Origin of the sequence: Marinitoga sp. 1197 (genome assembly GCF_001021165.1) — a bacterium.
Taxonomy (GTDB): Bacteria; Thermotogota; Thermotogae; order Petrotogales; family Petrotogaceae; genus Marinitoga.
In genome coordinates, this window is sequence record NZ_AZAY01000028.1 from 1 (window position 1) to 17,390 (window position 17,390).

General features: G+C 25.9%; 17 protein-coding genes. 7 read left to right on the forward strand and 10 right to left on the reverse strand.

The genetic code is table 11. From position 1 onward, the window contains the following. The 5 genes from X275_RS08335 to X275_RS08360 form a co-directional block, all read right to left on the reverse strand. Positions 1 to 577 (reverse strand): ABC transporter permease (locus X275_RS08335; RefSeq protein WP_231588307.1); only part of this gene is annotated, 577 nt, incomplete at its 3' end. Between the two features lie 14 nt (positions 578 to 591). After that, positions 592 to 1,332 carry a hypothetical protein gene (locus X275_RS11715; protein WP_197072630.1) on the reverse strand — a complete coding sequence of 247 codons (741 nt, stop codon included), beginning with the start codon at positions 1,330 to 1,332 and terminating at the stop codon, positions 592 to 594. Next, a complete protein-coding gene (locus tag X275_RS08345; RefSeq protein ID WP_047266754.1) occupies positions 1,329 to 1,958 on the reverse strand; it encodes an ATP-binding cassette domain-containing protein in 630 nt (209 codons plus the stop codon). Before X275_RS08345 ends, X275_RS11715 begins: the two co-directional genes overlap by 4 nt. A 160-nt stretch (positions 1,959 to 2,118) precedes the next feature. Further along, positions 2,119 to 3,450: a radical SAM/SPASM domain-containing protein gene (locus tag X275_RS08350; protein ID WP_047268394.1), complete on the reverse strand. Its 1,332-nt coding sequence runs from the start codon at positions 3,448 to 3,450 to the stop codon at positions 2,119 to 2,121. Positions 3,451 to 4,365: 915 nt separating this feature from the next. Next, positions 4,366 to 4,623, reverse strand: a complete 258-nt coding sequence (locus tag X275_RS08360; protein ID WP_047268395.1) for an ATP-binding cassette domain-containing protein — start codon at positions 4,621 to 4,623, stop codon at positions 4,366 to 4,368. Positions 4,624 to 4,951: 328 nt separating this feature from the next. Here X275_RS08360 and X275_RS08365 point away from each other — a divergent pair, with 328 nt between their 5' ends. Genes X275_RS08365 through X275_RS08375 form a run of 3 tightly spaced genes read left to right on the forward strand, consistent with a single transcriptional unit; the run spans position 4,952 to position 5,881 of the window. Then, a complete protein-coding gene (locus X275_RS08365) occupies positions 4,952 to 5,200 on the forward strand; it encodes a hypothetical protein (RefSeq protein ID WP_047268396.1) in 249 nt (82 codons plus the stop codon). A 22-nt stretch (positions 5,201 to 5,222) separates the two neighbouring features. After that, on the forward strand, positions 5,223 to 5,552 hold the full coding sequence (locus X275_RS08370) for a hypothetical protein (protein ID WP_047268397.1): 330 nt from the start codon (positions 5,223 to 5,225) through the stop codon (positions 5,550 to 5,552). Positions 5,553 to 5,554: 2 nt separating this feature from the next. Next, positions 5,555 to 5,881 (forward strand): hypothetical protein, encoded by a 327-nt coding sequence (locus X275_RS08375; protein WP_047265456.1) that lies wholly within the window; start codon positions 5,555 to 5,557, stop codon positions 5,879 to 5,881. A 196-nt stretch (positions 5,882 to 6,077) separates the two neighbouring features. On the opposite strand, the gene X275_RS08380 is transcribed toward X275_RS08375, so the two are convergent. Further along, positions 6,078 to 6,464: a hypothetical protein gene (locus X275_RS08380; protein ID WP_047268398.1), complete on the reverse strand. Its 387-nt coding sequence runs from the start codon at positions 6,462 to 6,464 to the stop codon at positions 6,078 to 6,080. A 2,348-nt stretch (positions 6,465 to 8,812) separates the two neighbouring features. Between X275_RS08380 and X275_RS08385 the strand changes: the two genes are divergently transcribed. From X275_RS08385 to X275_RS08395, 4 genes are all read left to right on the forward strand, one after another. Continuing rightward, positions 8,813 to 9,478, forward strand: coding sequence for a hypothetical protein (locus X275_RS08385; RefSeq protein WP_047268399.1), 666 nt, complete (start codon positions 8,813 to 8,815; stop codon positions 9,476 to 9,478). Then, the gene (locus tag X275_RS11825; RefSeq protein WP_255350036.1) at positions 9,475 to 9,603 is read left to right on the forward strand and encodes a hypothetical protein; all 129 of its coding nucleotides are present in this window, start codon (positions 9,475 to 9,477) and stop codon (positions 9,601 to 9,603) included. The genes X275_RS08385 and X275_RS11825 overlap by 4 nt, the downstream gene beginning before the upstream one ends. Before the next feature lie 170 nt (positions 9,604 to 9,773). Beyond that, positions 9,774 to 10,715: a PQQ-binding-like beta-propeller repeat protein gene (locus X275_RS08390; RefSeq protein WP_047268400.1), complete on the forward strand. Its 942-nt coding sequence runs from the start codon at positions 9,774 to 9,776 to the stop codon at positions 10,713 to 10,715. Positions 10,716 to 10,813: 98 nt separating this feature from the next. Beyond that, positions 10,814 to 11,611 carry a hypothetical protein gene (locus X275_RS08395; RefSeq protein ID WP_047268401.1) on the forward strand — a complete coding sequence of 266 codons (798 nt, stop codon included), beginning with the start codon at positions 10,814 to 10,816 and terminating at the stop codon, positions 11,609 to 11,611. Between the two features lie 73 nt (positions 11,612 to 11,684). On the opposite strand, the gene X275_RS08400 is transcribed toward X275_RS08395, so the two are convergent. The 4 genes from X275_RS08400 to X275_RS08415 form a co-directional block, all read right to left on the reverse strand. Beyond that, the gene (locus tag X275_RS08400) at positions 11,685 to 13,223 is read right to left on the reverse strand and encodes an ATP-binding protein (RefSeq protein ID WP_047268402.1); all 1,539 of its coding nucleotides are present in this window, start codon (positions 13,221 to 13,223) and stop codon (positions 11,685 to 11,687) included. A 117-nt stretch (positions 13,224 to 13,340) separates the two neighbouring features. Then, positions 13,341 to 15,719, reverse strand: a complete 2,379-nt coding sequence (locus X275_RS08405; RefSeq protein ID WP_047268403.1) for a glycoside hydrolase family 38 C-terminal domain-containing protein — start codon at positions 15,717 to 15,719, stop codon at positions 13,341 to 13,343. A 13-nt stretch (positions 15,720 to 15,732) separates the two neighbouring features. Then, positions 15,733 to 16,731, reverse strand: a complete 999-nt coding sequence (locus tag X275_RS08410) for a lipocalin-like domain-containing protein (RefSeq protein ID WP_047268404.1) — start codon at positions 16,729 to 16,731, stop codon at positions 15,733 to 15,735. Positions 16,732 to 17,070: 339 nt separating this feature from the next. Beyond that, on the reverse strand, positions 17,071 to 17,390 hold a 320-nt coding region (locus X275_RS08415), incomplete at its 5' end, for a PD-(D/E)XK nuclease domain-containing protein (RefSeq protein WP_047268405.1).

Sequence of the window (17,390 nt, forward strand, 5' to 3'; positions counted from 1 at the left end):
AATATACCCAGCTTATTGGATCTCCTTTTTTAGTTAGCATTATAAATCCCGCACTTAATATTCCTATTCCACTTAAACTTATCATTGTTATTACCAATAATATTATTGATGATATTATGTTCATTTTTATTTCTACATCAAATGTATATATTAAAAATATAAACACTATTCCTGTGTTTATTATTGTAAATATTAATCTTGAAAATATTGTGTATATAAATACTTCCCATAATGGCGTTTCTGACAGAAGCAGGTACTCTATTGTTCCCATTATCTGCTCCTGCCTTATTACACTTTTAAATGTTGTTAGGGACAGTGTTGTATAACTCATGAATACACTTCCTGATATGAAATACGCTAAGATATTTCCTCCGTATTGCTCTATCATTGGAAAGTAGTTCCCCTGAGCTATAAACCTTCCCATGAATCCAAATTGTAATAATCCTAAGAATCCACTGAGTATCCCCAGCACTGCCTGGGTTTTATAGCTTTTCCATATTAATATATCTCTTATTATGTAGTTCATGAATTTTTTTATTCTTTTCATGATTTCACCTATTATTTTAAATTTTTCCAAAGTATTGCTTTTAACTAACTTCCTTGATTGGTTATAACAATCTTATCCACACGTCTTATTGATAAATATGTAAACAATACAATCCATATTATCCCATAAATAAACGCTTCTTTCGATTCTGTTAGCCAGATCATATCTACGATGATTTTTAATATTTTATTTTCCTGAAATAATATCATTAAAATATTTGTTATTTTTATTGTAACAAATATTATCCCAACTGATATAATGCTTCCTATCATTAGCTTTCCAGGTAAAAATGTGGTCACCAATATTGCAAAGGATGTGAATACCAATGTTTTTAGAATATTTATAATTATTGGGGAGATTATTTCTATTATTCCAATGTTTGCATTAACTTCCATTGCTCCCAATGTGAATGAACCCATTATTATTCCTGCACCAACTGTTATTAAAACAAACGCTATAAAAAATTGTAAAGTTATAAAAAGATAAAAATTGCATAATCTATTTAACATCCATCTTATTCTGCTTTTACCACACAACAAATGTGTTAAAAATGTTCCTTCTACATATTCTATATTAAAAGCTAAATCTGCTAACATCAACATTAATATTGGAATCAATAATTCCTGAGTATTAGATATAAAATGCATACTTATTGCTAACCCACTGGCTATCTGGCCTTCAACTATTTTTCCGCTTGCTTTTAAAATAAAGACAGTTAATACACCTACAATAACATATATTGATTGAATAATTATCCAGTGTTTATATTTGAATAAAATTTTCATAAAATCACCTCTTTTTCTATTATTAAATCCACGAGGTTTTTATAAATTTCAGGATTTGTTCCGGCAATTATACATGTCTTTCCTTTTTCTTTATAACTTTTAAGGATTTCTAACAATGTATCGATTCTTTTCTGGTCAAGGGCAAGCTCTGGCTCATCCCATATCAGAAGTTCTGGCTCATTTATCAATGAAAATGTCAGTTTTGCTATTTTTCTCATTCCATGAGAGGATTTTTTGTATTTTCTATCAAAATCTATATCCCAGAATTTTTCGTATTTTTCTATTTCTTTTTTTGCATGTTCATATGTAAGACCTTTTTCTTTTGCAAAATACATTATGTTTTCTTTCAAACTCAATTCTTTATATAGCCCCATACCATCAACTACCATCCCTACACTTTTCAAAACTTCGGACTCCTTATATGGTTCTTTTCCTAAAACTTTTATTTTTCCATTTTTGGGTTTTATTATTCCTCCAAGCAATTTCAAAATTGTACTTTTCCCGGAACCATTTGAACCTTTTATATAAACAAATTCTCCTTTGCTTATTCTCATAGAAAAATTTTCAACAATTTTTGGTCCATTATTAAAATAAAATAGAATATCCTCCATAACAACTACATCCATATTTTCACCTCTTCAAAGAAATATTTTCAATTAGCCTCCTCATTATATTTTTTTATATTTTCAAAATAAATTAGTTATCAAAAATTAGATTTTTAAAAACACCTTTATCTACTAATCATATAAAGTAGATAAAGGTGAATTTGAATCTTTCTTTCATTTGTTATTTTGAATTTACTTTAACTTCAAACTTTCTATTATTTAAAACATTATTTTTAATCCATAATGAAAGCTCGTTTTTTAATGTCCATTTATACTCACTACATCTTTTTTCGAAAATATCCACATCTTCTGGAAATAGTATTCTATATGGACATCCGCCATTACATAACGGCAAAATACTACATTCGCTACATTCTTTTATATCCAACGGATCAAAAGCCATCCATTTAATATAGCGCGAATAATTTGTTATACCTTCACTTACTGTTCCAATACTTTTTTCTTTTTGTCCAACTTCATTCCAGCATTTATATATAGTTCCATTTGGATCTATAACAAATGAATTTTTCCTTACAGCGCCACAACTTCCAAAAGTTAAAACTGGATAATTAGTTAAATAAGAATATTCATCTTTTTCTTTTATCTTTAAATATTTTAAAGCAAATTCTTCTATATGAAAACACGTTTTAGCAAAGTTATTGTGATGAATGTTGTCCAATGAAACTGGTGCTATGTAAGGAAAAATATTTAACTTTAATTTTTTTAATTCTTCTAATAAAGCTGGAATTTTCTCTTCATTAGTTTTATCCATATTAATTCTAATTAATATTCTTTCAAAGTATTGAGAAATGTTTTTTAAATTACTTATAATAATATCATAAGATTTTCCATTTTTATGAGGTCGTCTTATATCATGAATCTCTTTAGGCCCATCTAAAGTAATCTGAACCGTTTCTACATTGCAGTTTTCGGATAATATTTTTGCATATTTTTCATCCAAAAGATAGCCATTCGTTATTATTGAAGATTTAAATTTTATTTTTTTATTATCTAATAGTTTTTTTATTTTTTTTGATAAATATTCTATTATTTCAATACTAAGAAGTGGCTCTCCTCCATACCAATTAATATACAAAAATTGAATATTAGGTGTAATTCTTTTGTCAATAAAATCAAAAACTTTATCAACCGTTGACTTATTCATGTATGATTCTTGCTTATATTCTTGCTGATAACAATAAAAACATTTAAAATTACAATCTAATGTAGGAGCAATTGTTAACGATAAGGTATTTTGTAAAAATTTTGCCTCCCAATTTTTTAGTTTAACATAACTATTTTCATCGAAATCTTCAGGAACTATGTATAAAGCCTTTTTTAATTCATAAAAAACATCAGGATATAATTTCTCCAAACTCTTGAAATCTTTTTTTATTAACATTTCATATGATTCGTTTTTTAATTCACATAATCCATTATTTAATGCATTATATGCATATATTTTATTTTCTATAACAAAAAAAGTTAAATATTTTCCAAATTTCATACCCATATATCTCACCCTTTAAAATATACAAAAATTATTTAATGTAAATATATTATGCATATATGACTTGAACAATCTTGTGTTGTGCAATTTTGAATAAAACACCAATTTCCACACCAATCAATTCCGCATCCTTCAATCGTATTTTCATCATCATTAATAGGTTTTATAATCCACAACATAATTAACACCTCCTAAATTCCCTGATCTACTGCTCTACAAAGATTAGAGTCGCAAATAGGCGGTGAAAAGCGGCATGAATAAATCCAGCTACAACTATGTGAAGGATTATTGCATGGACAATTTGTATAACAAATAACTAATAAACAAAAGCAATCTAATTCATCACCTTCATCTATGGGTTTCATTATCCATTCCATTATTACACCCCCACTAAGGTTAATGCTGTTTTAAACATAAAAAATACCTTTATGATATAGTTTTATAGGAAATAAATATATACCAATGATTTTTCTCTGGCACCAGAATAAAGAAGACTGCTAACAGCCGGCTGAAAAATCAAAAATTTTAATAATTTTTGATATAATAATTACGACAAACTTGTTGTTAATCAGAAATTTTATTTCTAAATTTCTTGTTGAAATTGAGGATTAATTGAGTTTGTTGATGAAGAATAAAATCAAACAAATTTATCTTGATTTATATATGACATTTGTATGAAACAGACATCTTCTTTACGTTTACATTAAAAGTATAATTGTGAATTTTATAACTCAATAATTCAAGATAAAACTCAATAAATGTATAATTTTTATATTATGTTACGGTACAATTAAAAGATATTATTTTCACTTATTCAAATTACAATAATTTTAGCAAAAAAAAAAAAAGAAGTCAACTATACCATGTAAAATTTAAGTAAAATTATAATAGTTTTTTATTTTCTAAAATTAAAAATTTTCACATAATTATTATATCAACTGATATATTTTTATTTTTATTTTTTTGTTTAATTTCAATAACATAATCATCTTTTTGTATGTCATATCCTTTTATTTTTATTTTTCCTCTATTTGGTATTATAAACATTCCTATTGTTTTTATTAACGTCGTTTTTCCTGCTCCGTTTGGTCCAAATATCGTTACTTTTTCTCCTTTGTTTATTGTAATATTTATATTTTCCAGTGTTTTTATTTTGTTTTTATATATTTTTGTCAAATTTTCGGGGGAGCAAATCGCATCTTCTAAGCCATCATATTCTTCAAAAGAAATAAAAATAGGTAAATATTTATCTTTTATTTTTTCAACTATATCTCTTAAAAATGTTGTTTTTCCACTTTCTACATCCTCTTCATTATTTAAAAAAAGGTTTTTTACTTCAAAATTATTTGATCACCTGATATATTAATTATCAACTTAATTATTGAAAATATACTGTGAATTTTTTTATTTGTATTGAGTTTTCTTTTTTTTTTTATATAATACTTATGAATAAAATTTTAAAATGAAGATTTAGTATAATTTTAATTTAAAAAGGGGTTTTTGTATGTATTTGATTGATGCTACATATATTTCTAATTTCATTCTTATACAAAAAGATAATAAATTTAATACATTGAAAAAGATTCCGATTTCAACTTTATCAAATAAACTTATAAAAGATATTAGTTTCTATACAGTAAAAACTAATAATAATGTAGAAGTACCATTACCAATATTAAACAATAAAATTATCAAAATAAAAAATAAATTAATATGTGCAAATGAATTAATGAAACAAATTCCACTAAAGTAAACTTTTCACAGGAGGTGGCTTTATGGGCATTAGAATGGATGCTATTTATGAAGGGAATGTTAGTGGGTATGGACATGTTAATCAAGGAAGATACGTTACAGGTTCAGAAGCATGGGAAAAATTTCAACAAAGGAAAGCTCAAAAAATTGAAGAATTTAACCAAAAAGGCATTGAAGGATGGAAAGAAACTAAAGAAGCAGCAAAGTGGGGAGGAATTGGCGGGGCAATAGGATATCTTGGATTGGCAGCCGTTAGTTCTAATCCAATTACGTTATCAGGGTTGGCTGGAGGAATAGTTCTTGGAGCAATCGAAGGAGCAATAACTTCTGATATAGCTTCGTGGGGTAAATGATAATGAATAAAAAAATATTATTTAAAGTTATTAAAAGTATAAGCCCTTTAATATTATTAACCGTAATAATTAAAAAATTTAGTGATTATCCAGTTTCAACAAAAGATCTTATAGGATATATTTTAATTTTTAGTTCCATTTTATTTGTGATGTTTAATTTACAGGAAAACTATAACATTAATAATAAAATAATAACTAAACAACTTATTATTTTATTTGTTATAAATAATTTCTTCTTTTTATGGGGGGCCCTGCCCGTGGTTATGGCTATGAATATAGTTTCTATTTTTATATATTTTGAAAAATTACCCGGCATGAAAAAAGATTAATAAAAATATCTCCAAGAAATATTTCAGGAGAAAGAAATACTCGTTGAATTTATTAACATGTATCAATATTAATAAAAATGCCGGAATTTCCGGCATTTTTATTATTTCACCTTTGTTGGATGTCTATTCTTGATGAAATCATTGTTTCCAAACCAAAACTTTCAGCAACTTTTAAATACTCAGAAGTTTTTAATAATCACCAAAATTTTGTGATTTCAAATACCAATCCTGTAGAAATATCTTTTAATCTTATTATATCCTGAAGCGTTTTAAAGGATTCATCCAACAAAACAGTATATTTCGTTAAAAGGTCTTTTACTGCGGATTCACTTCCAACAGGTAATGGTTGTTCTATTGCTACTACGTTAAGATCTTTAAATACATCAAGTATTTTTTTTACTTCATAATGGTTAAATATACCTTTAAAATCTATCCATATTTTGTATTTATCAATATTTGCTTTTAATATCTCCAATTCTTCTAAAGATATTTTTTCAATGAATTCAATTTTAATCATTAATGCATCTATTAATTCATCATAAACAGCATATCCCATATCATTATAAAAATATAATTTTTTCATTTTCTTCTTTCCTTTTCCTTGGCATTGCGTATTCACCCCTTACAAGATTTGGATAAAAAATAAGAAAGTGATATCATAAAATTGAAAAAAAGAAAGGGGTGTTTTTTAATGAGAAAACGTACTAATTATGAACCTGAATTTAAGTTTGGCTTTTTCAGCAAAGCTGAAAAGATTTATGTTTCTTTATTATAAAATCATTTAATCCTATTAACTGCTGTAAGCAGTTAAAGAATATCTTTCTGATGATTCATTAACTCTAACATATTTTGCTTCGCAAAATAGAAATAGGTAAAAATTTTAATTATATAAAATATTTTTTATCTTCGATAAAAATGGGTTAAAAAATATAAAGATTCTAATTATGATGATAACGTGTTTCATTTTAAAAAAGGTCGTCCTAGTTCTATGATTTCCGATATTTCTAAATCATGCTGCGCAAGCTGTATGATTTTTTATTTTATAAATTTATATATATATTTTTATGTTTATTTTTCTTATTTGGTTTTGCGAAGCAAAATGCTTTGGTATTATTAAGTCTAATTCAAATAATACTAATGATTCTGTTGTTTTAGAGAAAAAACTTAAATATTATGAACAATCGTTATGATTGTCTTCTTCTTGAAAAAGAACTTCTTATTAAAATGCAAGAGGATGAAATTAATTTTTTGAAAAAACAACAACAACAGAAAAGAAAGTAACTTTTATTGGTGATTTGTTGATTATTACATGATGCTTTGCATCATGATATTTTGTTTTTTTTATTTGTTTTAATATATATATCTTTTAAATATATCTTTATGATTTTTTAGTTTGAAAACAAACTGAAAAACTTATGGTGTTTCTTTAAATTATATGCTTAATCATTATAAGATTAAACGTAGCACTTTCTATTTTAAATCAAGATTGTTTTTTACTGTTAATCGTTATAGTAGGAAAAATAAATGTTTTAAAGGTTATTCTTTGAATACTAAAGGCGAAAAGATTTATGATGTGCATATTAAAAAACTACTTGTTGATTTGTTATCGATTGATGATCCTAACATGCTCCGCAGGTTTTAGGATTTTTTATTTTAATTCTTAATATTTTTTTCTTGATTAAAAATCAAGAAAAAACTTTCTGTTGTATTTAAACAAAAATACGGTATTATTATTAATCACAAAAAAATTCATAGATTAAGAAAAGAGCTTAATTTAACTCGAAATTATCATCGTCATTCAAAACATCCTAAAAAAAGACCTAAAAATCATAATATTACTGGCCCTAATCAGTATTGGGAAGCTGATATTAAATTTGTTTTTTAATATTTATGGAATGAATATTATTATGTTTTTTTATAATTATATTTTTTATTTCCTTATTTCTTTGCGAAGCAAACGTTTCGGATTTGTTGGTATTCTAAGTATTATTGATTTTAACATGCTCATTATCATTCGCAAATATTTGGTATTTTTAATTAGTATTTTATTCTTTAATAAATAAAATTAAAAATTTTATTTATTAAGCAGGCTATTAAATTTAGAAATGCTATACCTCAAAATTTAATTATTAGAACTGATAATGGTCCTCAATTCAAAGCTAATATTACTGATAACTTTTTGGCAAAGCCAAAAATTATTCGGTTTTTATTTTAATAATTATGTTCCATAAACTCGCTTTTCTTTGAAAAGCTGTTTATGTTCAAAGAGAATTTGTTAAATATATTTCTTTTAACGATATAGATAATGTTTATAATTATTATATTTCCTATATTTATTTTTATAATCATTTTTGCTTCGCAAAAAATAATTTTGATTTTTATAATAATTTTTAATGCTATTCATATTTTAAAATAACTATATAGTTTGTTTATAAGTAATATCTATTTATTATACTATTTTATTTTTTCGCTTTTCGAAGAAAAGCTGCAAAAGGTCTTTAAAGTATCTTACTCCTGATTTCGTTTTTTATCTTTTTAATGATAATTTTTTTGACGAAGTCAAAAATGACTTTTGTTTTTTATTTTCTTTTTTTACCTTTTTTTATTTTATATGGTTATTTCTGTGAAAAATGAGTTTTTCTTATTTTTTGTCAAATTTTCGGGGGTCAAGCCGATTATTTGGATATAAAAACAATTGAAGATTTAACTAACAATATCAATGATATTCTTATTTTTAATATTTTTATCAATAATGACATATTCTGAAGTTATAAAAGTAGGGATATATGGTTTTGAATCTGACGTATTAAAACAATCGCAATTAAAAATACTAAATTCCATCCTTTCACATATTTTTCATTAAAAGATAATATCCTGCTTGTAGATAGAGAAGATATTGAAAAAATAATAAATGAAAAAAAATTACAATTAATGGGTATAGTTGATGATGAAGGTAAAACTTCTGAATTCGGAAAATTGGCGAGTTTAGATTATATAGTTGTTGGAAAAATATATTATAACAGTCGCTACTACTTAACAGTAAAAGTAATAAGTGTTGAAAATGCAAGTGTTATATATATCACAACAGGATCAAGCAAAAGTATAAAAGGATTAGAATCCACTATTAAAAAAGTAATAAGCAAAATACAAATCATTCAAAAAAATAATAAAATTAAATTTATAACAAAAAATATCCCAGACACCATTCAAGGAACAAAATGGGTTTCTCTAAAAGGAACATATTCATTTTTTGAACCAATGGCAGGAATTAATATAGGCTATTATTTAATGGATAATGTGGCATTGGGAATAAGTGCTGAATTAAATTTAATAGGATATCCATTATCAAGGCAAAACATGGAAATTTACACAAAATATAATCTTGAAAATATGCATATCAACTTTGGAATTGGTTATTATACTGATAAATATAATATGTTAAATACAATATATTACATTATTTCAGGAATAGGATATGAAATAAATTATATAGATATGGAATTGCCAATAAGAATAGGAAGCAGAATGGGAAATTTAATGTTTGATGCAGGAATAAATATATTATTAACTATAAATTTTAGGGGGATGGAAAAATGAAAAAAATCATATGGATATTTATAATTTCTATAATATTGTTAATATCAATAGTTAGCTGCACAAATTTAAATAACCCGCCAGTTATTCCAAATAATCCTAACCAAAAGACAAAGCAAAAGATATAGAAATAAATACAGTATTAAGCTGGAATTCATCAGACTCAGATAAAGAGTTAATAATATATAAGGTATATTTTGGAGATTCTTCAAATCCTGAATTAGTAAATCAGGGTCAGGTTGATAATAAATATACTCCAGGCATTTTAAAATATAGCACCACTTATTATTGAAAAGTTGTGGCAATTGATGGTAAAGGCGGACAAACATCATGTCCTATTTGGAGTTTTACCACAATTAAAAATAATCCACCTCAAATAGAAATAACATATCCAAAAGACAATTCAACAAATATTGAATTAAGTCCTATAATAACCTGGAATGCTACAGATAATGAAAATGATAATATAAAATATAACATCTATCTAAACGATGAGATTATAAAAGAAAACTGCACATTAAAAATATATCAATTATCTAATTTAAATCCTGATACAATATACACCATAAAAATAGAAGCAATTGATAAATATAATGCTAAAACAGAAGTTATGATACCATTCAAAACAACAAAAGAACCAACTATTTCTTTAAAAACACCTAAAAACAAAAGTATTGTTATAGGAAAAACAATTACATTAATCTGGACAGCAAATGATCCTGACAATGACAAATTATTCTTTTATGTATATCTAGATAAAAACACTGAACCAATTACTAAAATTAAATCAGATATAACAGAAAATAACATTACAGTCAATGTTTCAGATTATGACACATATTATTGGAAAGTTGTAGCTAAAGAGGATAAAGGAGCAACAACCGAAAGTGAAATTTATTCATTTAAATATATTGATCTAGGAGTTTTAAAATGGAACTTTAAAACTAATAGCTTTATTTCTTATTCATCCCCGGCTATTGATATTGATAATGTCATTTATGTTGTATCTTGGGATAATTATTTATATGCAATAAACCATGATGGAACTTTAAAATGGAAAATTAGAACTAATAGCTTTATATCTTCACCAGCTATTGGAAATGATGGAACTATATATATTGGATCGAATGATGGGTATTTATACGCAATTTATACTACAAGTAAAGGATTAGCTGATTCACCATGGCCAAAATTCCAACATGACAATCAAAATACTGGCAATTATAATCATGAAAAATGATAAATCATCAATAAAAAAGAGCATTGATGATTTGCTAAATACAAATTAATAATTAAATTTAATATATAAGACCAATTAATTTGCAGGGGGTGGGGTTTATGTTTAAGAATAGGATATTAAAAATATTTCTCTGGGCGATATTACCTTTAAATTTATTATTTATTTTCTATTATTTTTATGCCATAAGTGTTGAATATGAAGGGATGTTTTATTCTTATATTAGGTTATTTTATAACTATATTCCTGTACTAATAACCATTTCACCATTTCTTATTAATCAAATAATTACTTATAATCAAATGAAAAAAAGCTTAAAACCTATATTATTTTTGAAATTAGACACTAAAGAAGAAGGTTTAAATTTTAAATTAATTAACTATTCAGATAATCCTGCATTTAATGTTGAAGTTGAACTTGAAAAAAGGAATGATATATATAACAAATTAAAATTATATAAAAAGAAAAAAGTAAAATTTGAAAAAGCTCTGTATAAAATTTATCCGGATACAGATACTGAAAACAAATATTATATTGATGTGATTTCAAAAGATACGTATTTTTCTCACATTCATATTAATATTAGAACTGTAATAGATATTTTTAAAACTTATTTGTATGATTTAATATCAAAAAAAGATTTATATTTCATTGTAAAAATAAAATATTATAATTCTGAACAATTTTATTATGAAGAAGAATTTAATGTATATTTTGATTTTGATTATACCAATTCAGTAGATTTTAATGGTGGAAAAAATACCAAATTGGACATTAATAAAAAAATGAATAAAAAAGAAATTATACATATGGTTGAAAATAAAAAAATTCAACCAAATATTAAAATAACTAAAATTTTGCGGAAAGAAATTATAAGCAGCAAAAAATTAAAATTTTAAATTCATATCTTACATAATACTGACAATTATAATTAGGAAAAATATTAGTAAAAAACTCCAGCAAAAGCTGGAGTTATATTTTTTCAATAATATAATCATCAATATTTCTTTTTTCTGAATTGATGTTAATTCCTATTATATATATTTCTTTTCCAATGTATTTTTCATAATATTTCTTTTCTTTTATCTGGTTTATTGCATCAATTGCACTTTTATCTACTTTTATTTCAAAAAGATATATCCTTTCATCAAAATCTATTACAAGGTCACTTCGCCCTAAGTTTGTTAATTCTTCTGCTTTTACATCTATTCCTGCTGATGCTATTATTGTAAATATTAATGAGTGATAATACTTTTCTTCTTTTTTGTGTAAGTTATACGGTATTGCACTTATTATTTTTTTTATTTCTTCTATTAATCCTTTTATGTCATTTTTTAATAATGATTTTATTATTGTTCTGTTTAATTCTTTTATTTTTGATGTTTCTATTCCATAATTTGCCTCTAATATTAATCTTGAAAAGCTGTTTTTTACTTCAAGATTTGGATAGTCTAATATATATTCCTTTTCAAGTCCAAGTCTTTCTATTCCTTTAAATGTCAAATATCCTGCTTGTGTAAAGAATATATTTGCATTTGCATCTTCTATTTCCCTTGTTGAGAAATCCATTGCACTTACTATATGTTTTACAAGGTCTTCATATTCTATCTTTTTTCCTTTTATATATTCATACAAAAAGCTTGGCGATCCGCTTTCAAACCAGTAATTTTGAAATTCTTTTTTTTGAAAGAATTTTAATATTGAAAATGGATTATATACATAATGTTCTCCATCAAAGGAAAATCCATTATAGTATTTTTTCATTTCTTTTAATAATTCTTCTGTTGTTATATTAAACTTTTTTGCTGTTTGTTCTATATATTCAACAAAGTAATATTCTATTTCTTCTTGGGTATATCCAAGCATTTGCGAATAGTCTGTATCAAGAGATATATCATTTAAATTATTTAATGCAGAAAATACTCCTGTTTTTGTGAATTTCGTAATTCCTGTTATGAATACGAATTTTATATATTCATCCTTTGATTTTATTGTTACATAAAAATTTCTTAACACATTTCTATATTTTTCTGCCATTTCTTTGTTATTTATATTATCCAATATAGGTTTTTCATATTCGTCTACTAATATTACCACTTTTCCTTTTTTGGATAATTCTATTATTAAATCATCAAATGCATATTTATAGTGATCATTTTTTATTTTTATACCATATTTTTTTCCTTCATCTTTTATTATTTTTAATAATCCTTCTTTTAATTCTTTTTCATTTTCGCTTACTACATCAAGTAAATTTATCCTAATTATGGGATATTCTTTAAATTCCCATTTGTCATATATGTATGTATCTTTAAATAATTCTTTTTCTCCTTTGAATAAATAATATAATGTTGATATTGTTAAACTTTTACCAAACCTCCTTGGGCGTGAGAGAAAATAGAACTTTCCACTATTTATTAAATTAAATATATATTTTGTTTTATCTACATATATATAATCTTCTTCTATTATTTCTTTATAATCCTGTACTCCTATTGGTAATTTTTTCATCGTTTCCACCTCCGAAGACTATCTACTTAATTATATCATAATAAGTATTATATAAAAATTCAAAATATCAGTTTTTATAGTGAAGTTTGTTTAATCATTCGAAAATTTTGTGTAAATTTATATGAATTTTATCGTAACAATAGACCCCGTTATTTTAATGTAAATTGTGCCATCTGAAACCTTCAACTTTTCTATATCATTCTCTTTAGCGTTACAAAGGTAAGCTTCTTTAAATTCAAAGTTCGGCGTTATCTTTAAAACTTCTTTCACGCCAAAAGGTGCATAGAACCTTACTATTATTCCATCTCCAGTTGATGTTGGTTTTATAGCAGTAATTAAAACGCTTTTAGGTTCAACATTTATTAGGGAATCATCTACTTTGTTTAAAATTTGTGAATATTCTTGCCACGGAAATGAAAGATGTTTTAAAGTTTCTACCATTTTTTCTTTTAAATTAATCTTATCTCTAAACAACATAATTGCAAACTCAACTTTTTCAACTTTTTGTTTTTTATAGCTCACAGGATTTGCGGGAAGTCCTAAAAATCCAAAAACTTTTTCTCTTTCAGCACTTCTTAGAAGGGTGATTTCCATTTTTTCATCATCGCAAGATATAGATCCAGGATACGGTTTAAAGACCGCCATATAATAGTTTTCCGTTTTTAGACATACAAATTCATTTATCGGCCAGAAGGTAGGATCATAGATTTTTTTATATGGTCTCTCAATTACTCCTCCTGGAGAATGCATTAAAAGTTTCTTAATATGTGAATTCAATATGAAACGTGAAGTTAATGTATATCCCTTTTTAAGCTTTCCATCAGTTCTGAAATATATAAGAGAAGACCATTTATCTATCCATATTCTTCTTGTTATCAAAGAATCATTTAAATTAAAAAGGTTTACAATCTCAATGCCGGTTTCATGATTTGTAATTTCTGTTTTAATATTGTGAAGATGAAATTTTTTCTTTTCTTTCCAGATTCCACCTTTAAATTCATATCCCATTCGCCAGAGTCCGCCAGAATCTCTGTATAAAGCTAAAGAATTTGATGATTCTTTCAATAAATTATCTTTAGTAGAATTAAAAGCAAAATATGTAAAAATCCCTTTTTTAGAATCAATTTCTATTTTATAATATGTGTTTTCCACTAATATTTTAACGCCTTTTTTTGAAAGATTAAAAAATGAAGTTTTTCTTTCTTTTTTTATATATTTAAGATTTAGAGAAATTTTTTTGAGAGTATTATCTACAATTTTTTTCGATTCATTAAGCCAAGAAATTTGCTCTTTTTCCACTACCTCATCGGTTGATGTGCCTGTTATGAAATCATGATGGTTTGAAATAACAGAAATCCACCAAGCTTTTTGAAGGTCAGAGTTTATATCTTTTGCTTTCTTTTTTAAGACAGAGAGCTTTTCAGCTAGCGTAAGTTTTTCTAAAAGTTTATAAGATTTCTCTTTAATTTCTTGTCGAGAAAAGTAAAATCCAGTCCAGTAAGGGTTAGGATCTATTTCAAGAATAGGTAAATTCTTTTTGTAAAATTCAACAAGAAGAAGGTAGTCGTCAAGACCAGCTAAAACGGTCCAAATACCTGTTTTTTGATAATATTCTTTGTTATAACGGTCGAGTAGCGATACGAGATCAGGAATTGGCTCAATAAAATCATATCCTATTGGACAAAGAATATAAGGGGTTTTGCTAAAAGGTTCTAGAGCCTTAATATATTGGCGAATTCTATAGGCGACGTGCCAGCTTTTTCTTAAAGAAAAGGCAAATCTTGCAAGATACACACGACTTATTCCTATATATGCAAGCATATCTCCCATACCGTAAGTAAAAGCGTTCCAGTGAGTAAGAACTTCTTTTCCATTTCTATCTCTCCAAATAAAATCAAGTGTTCTTTCTTTTCTTAGAAGAATTTCAGCCGTTGAAGTTTTCCTTGGGAAATTTTTTCTGCTTTCAAAATCACATCCGGGAAAGAACATTCCATCAACACGAGTTATAGAAGTTTTTTTAATTCCAACTGCATTTAGAAGTGATGGTAAAAATGGGGAAATACCGAAGCTATCTGGAAAATAAGCGACTTCCGTTTTTTTAGTCAAACCATTTTCGTCAAGCCATTTCTGTCCAATAAAAAAATCTCTTAAGATAGCTTCTACTTTTGGAAGAAGAGTATCTGCTGATGTAACAGCGCTGCTCATGAGCCGAAGGCGTCCATCGTTGATAAACTTTCTTATTATGCTTCTTTTTTTTGAATTTCTTTCCCAATACATTTTTAGGAAGAAAACATTCTCTAAAGAATAGACTCTTCTTGGCTCTTTCTCAAGCTCGTTTAAAGCAAGATCAAGATTTTTCTGAACAAACTTTTCAAAATACTTTTCTGAAGTATATAGCCAATTTGGATCCCAGTGACTGGATTCTGTAAAAATTAACACTTTTTCAGCATCATCAGGTACGCCAAGATATTTTCTTATTTTTCTTTCTGACCACATAATTTATACACCACTATGATTTTTTCAAAAGATTTTTGATGCTTGTTTTTTTCTTTATGCTTCTGACTCCTGGAAGAAGCTCAACAAAAGCATATCCAACATGTTTTCCGTTTGAATCAAGAACTTTGGCCATGAGTTCAAAATAAGCAATATTTACCTGACCATTCATCAAAGGAACTATTTCATAAACTTCATCCTTCACTCCATGGATAATAACATTCCATCCGTATGAAAAAACATATCCATCAACCTCTATAAGTTTTTTCTCCTTGATTGTAAAGTTTTGTATTCTTCTATTTTTTCCTCCTTTATCTATATATGTTCCGTCCTGATACGGATGTTGTGGAAAAGAAAAAAGCATGATTTCTTCATCATCAAAGAAGCGAAGTGAAAACCATTCCCAATGAGTAGCGGAATCGGTTATATTAAAAGGTCCCCATTGTCTATCGAACCAAGATTTTCCAATTACTTCAAAATCCTCAGCGTCATTTTCTGCTTTAATAGTTAATTTTCCTTTAGTAAGCATATTTGTGTATGAATAATAAACAGTTCTCTGCTTTGAATCTTTAGGTACTCCCATAATAAGAATTCCGTTATCTCCATGCCATATTCCGCCTTTTCCATAGATTAGAATAAGATTTATCGAAAACTCTTTTGTATCCATCGCTAGAGACATACCCTCTTCATTTTTTTTCAAAACAGCATACGGAAAATATGAAATTTTTTTCTCATCTATAAAAATTCTTTTTCCAAAAAACGAAGCCTTCTGTTTAAAGAAATGATTTTTTTTTGAAACATCGGTAAGTGCAAGCTGGAGAACTTTCAAAGTTATACATTGAATTTTAGCTCTTAAAAAAGTATATTGGTATGAGAAAATATTTTCTGGATTTTCTTTGTTTCGCAAATATCCTGTAATATACCACCATCCAGAAACTCCTTTATGAGGAAGCCATTCATCTTCAAAATCCCCATGTTCTTTTTCCCTATATGGGATTAAAACATGATTTCTCATAGTCTTTCCCCCTTTTTGATTAAATTTTTATTGTGTAAATTTAATTTATAGAAAATTGATTATAAGCGATTTCTAAAAAAGATATCCCCCACTCATTGATGCGGATTTATTTTTGTAGTATTATTATATTGTATCCAAAACGTATTGGAGGTGATAAAATGTTTGGAAGTTCTAGAAATGTTTTTGTTTTGGACAATTTAAATAACAAACTTTTTAATTTTCTTATTCTTTTTATTATTATAAATCTAATAAGAAATCTCTTTATGATCCAACTCTTCTTTTACGATTATTTTACCATTTACACCATTTACATTTTTTAGAATTTAATTTTTGATAATATTAAATCTTTTGTTTTATTTTTTCAATAATATAATCATCAATATTTCTTTTTTCTGAATTGATATTTATCCCTATTATATATATTTCTTTTCCTTTGTATTTTTCATAATATTTCTTTTCTTTTATTTGGTTTATCGCTTCCTCTGCATTTTTGTCTATTTTTATTTCAAAAAGATATATTCTTTCATCAAAATCTATTACAAGGTCACTTCGTCCTAAGTTTGTTAATTCTTCTGCTTTTACATCTATTCCTGCTGATGCTATTATTGTAAATATTAATGAGTGATAATACTTTTCTTCTTTTTTGTGTAAGTTATACG

Excerpts from the sequence above, each read along its gene's own strand:
- X275_RS08365 (WP_047268396.1), top strand. The coding sequence starts at position 4,952 with ATGTATTTGATTGATGCTACATATATTTCTAATTTCATTCTTATACAA.
- X275_RS08395 (WP_047268401.1), top strand. The coding sequence starts at position 10,814 with ATGTTTAAGAATAGGATATTAAAAATATTTCTCTGGGCGATATTACCT.
- X275_RS08385 (WP_047268399.1), top strand. The coding sequence starts at position 8,813 with ATGGGTATAGTTGATGATGAAGGTAAAACTTCTGAATTCGGAAAATTG.
- X275_RS08405 (WP_047268403.1), bottom strand. The coding sequence starts at position 15,719 with ATGTGGTCAGAAAGAAAAATAAGAAAATATCTTGGCGTACCTGATGAT.
- X275_RS08375 (WP_047265456.1), top strand. The coding sequence starts at position 5,555 with ATGAATAAAAAAATATTATTTAAAGTTATTAAAAGTATAAGCCCTTTA.
- X275_RS11715 (WP_197072630.1), bottom strand. The coding sequence starts at position 1,332 with ATGAAAATTTTATTCAAATATAAACACTGGATAATTATTCAATCAATA.
- X275_RS08350 (WP_047268394.1), bottom strand. The coding sequence starts at position 3,450 with ATGGGTATGAAATTTGGAAAATATTTAACTTTTTTTGTTATAGAAAAT.
- X275_RS11825 (WP_255350036.1), top strand. The coding sequence starts at position 9,475 with ATGAAAAAAATCATATGGATATTTATAATTTCTATAATATTGTTAATA.
- X275_RS08410 (WP_047268404.1), bottom strand. The coding sequence starts at position 16,731 with ATGAGAAATCATGTTTTAATCCCATATAGGGAAAAAGAACATGGGGAT.
- X275_RS08400 (WP_047268402.1), bottom strand. The coding sequence starts at position 13,223 with ATGAAAAAATTACCAATAGGAGTACAGGATTATAAAGAAATAATAGAA.
- X275_RS08370 (WP_047268397.1), top strand. The coding sequence starts at position 5,223 with ATGGGCATTAGAATGGATGCTATTTATGAAGGGAATGTTAGTGGGTAT.
- X275_RS08380 (WP_047268398.1), bottom strand. The coding sequence starts at position 6,464 with ATGAAAAAATTATATTTTTATAATGATATGGGATATGCTGTTTATGAT.
- X275_RS08345 (WP_047266754.1), bottom strand. The coding sequence starts at position 1,958 with ATGGATGTAGTTGTTATGGAGGATATTCTATTTTATTTTAATAATGGA.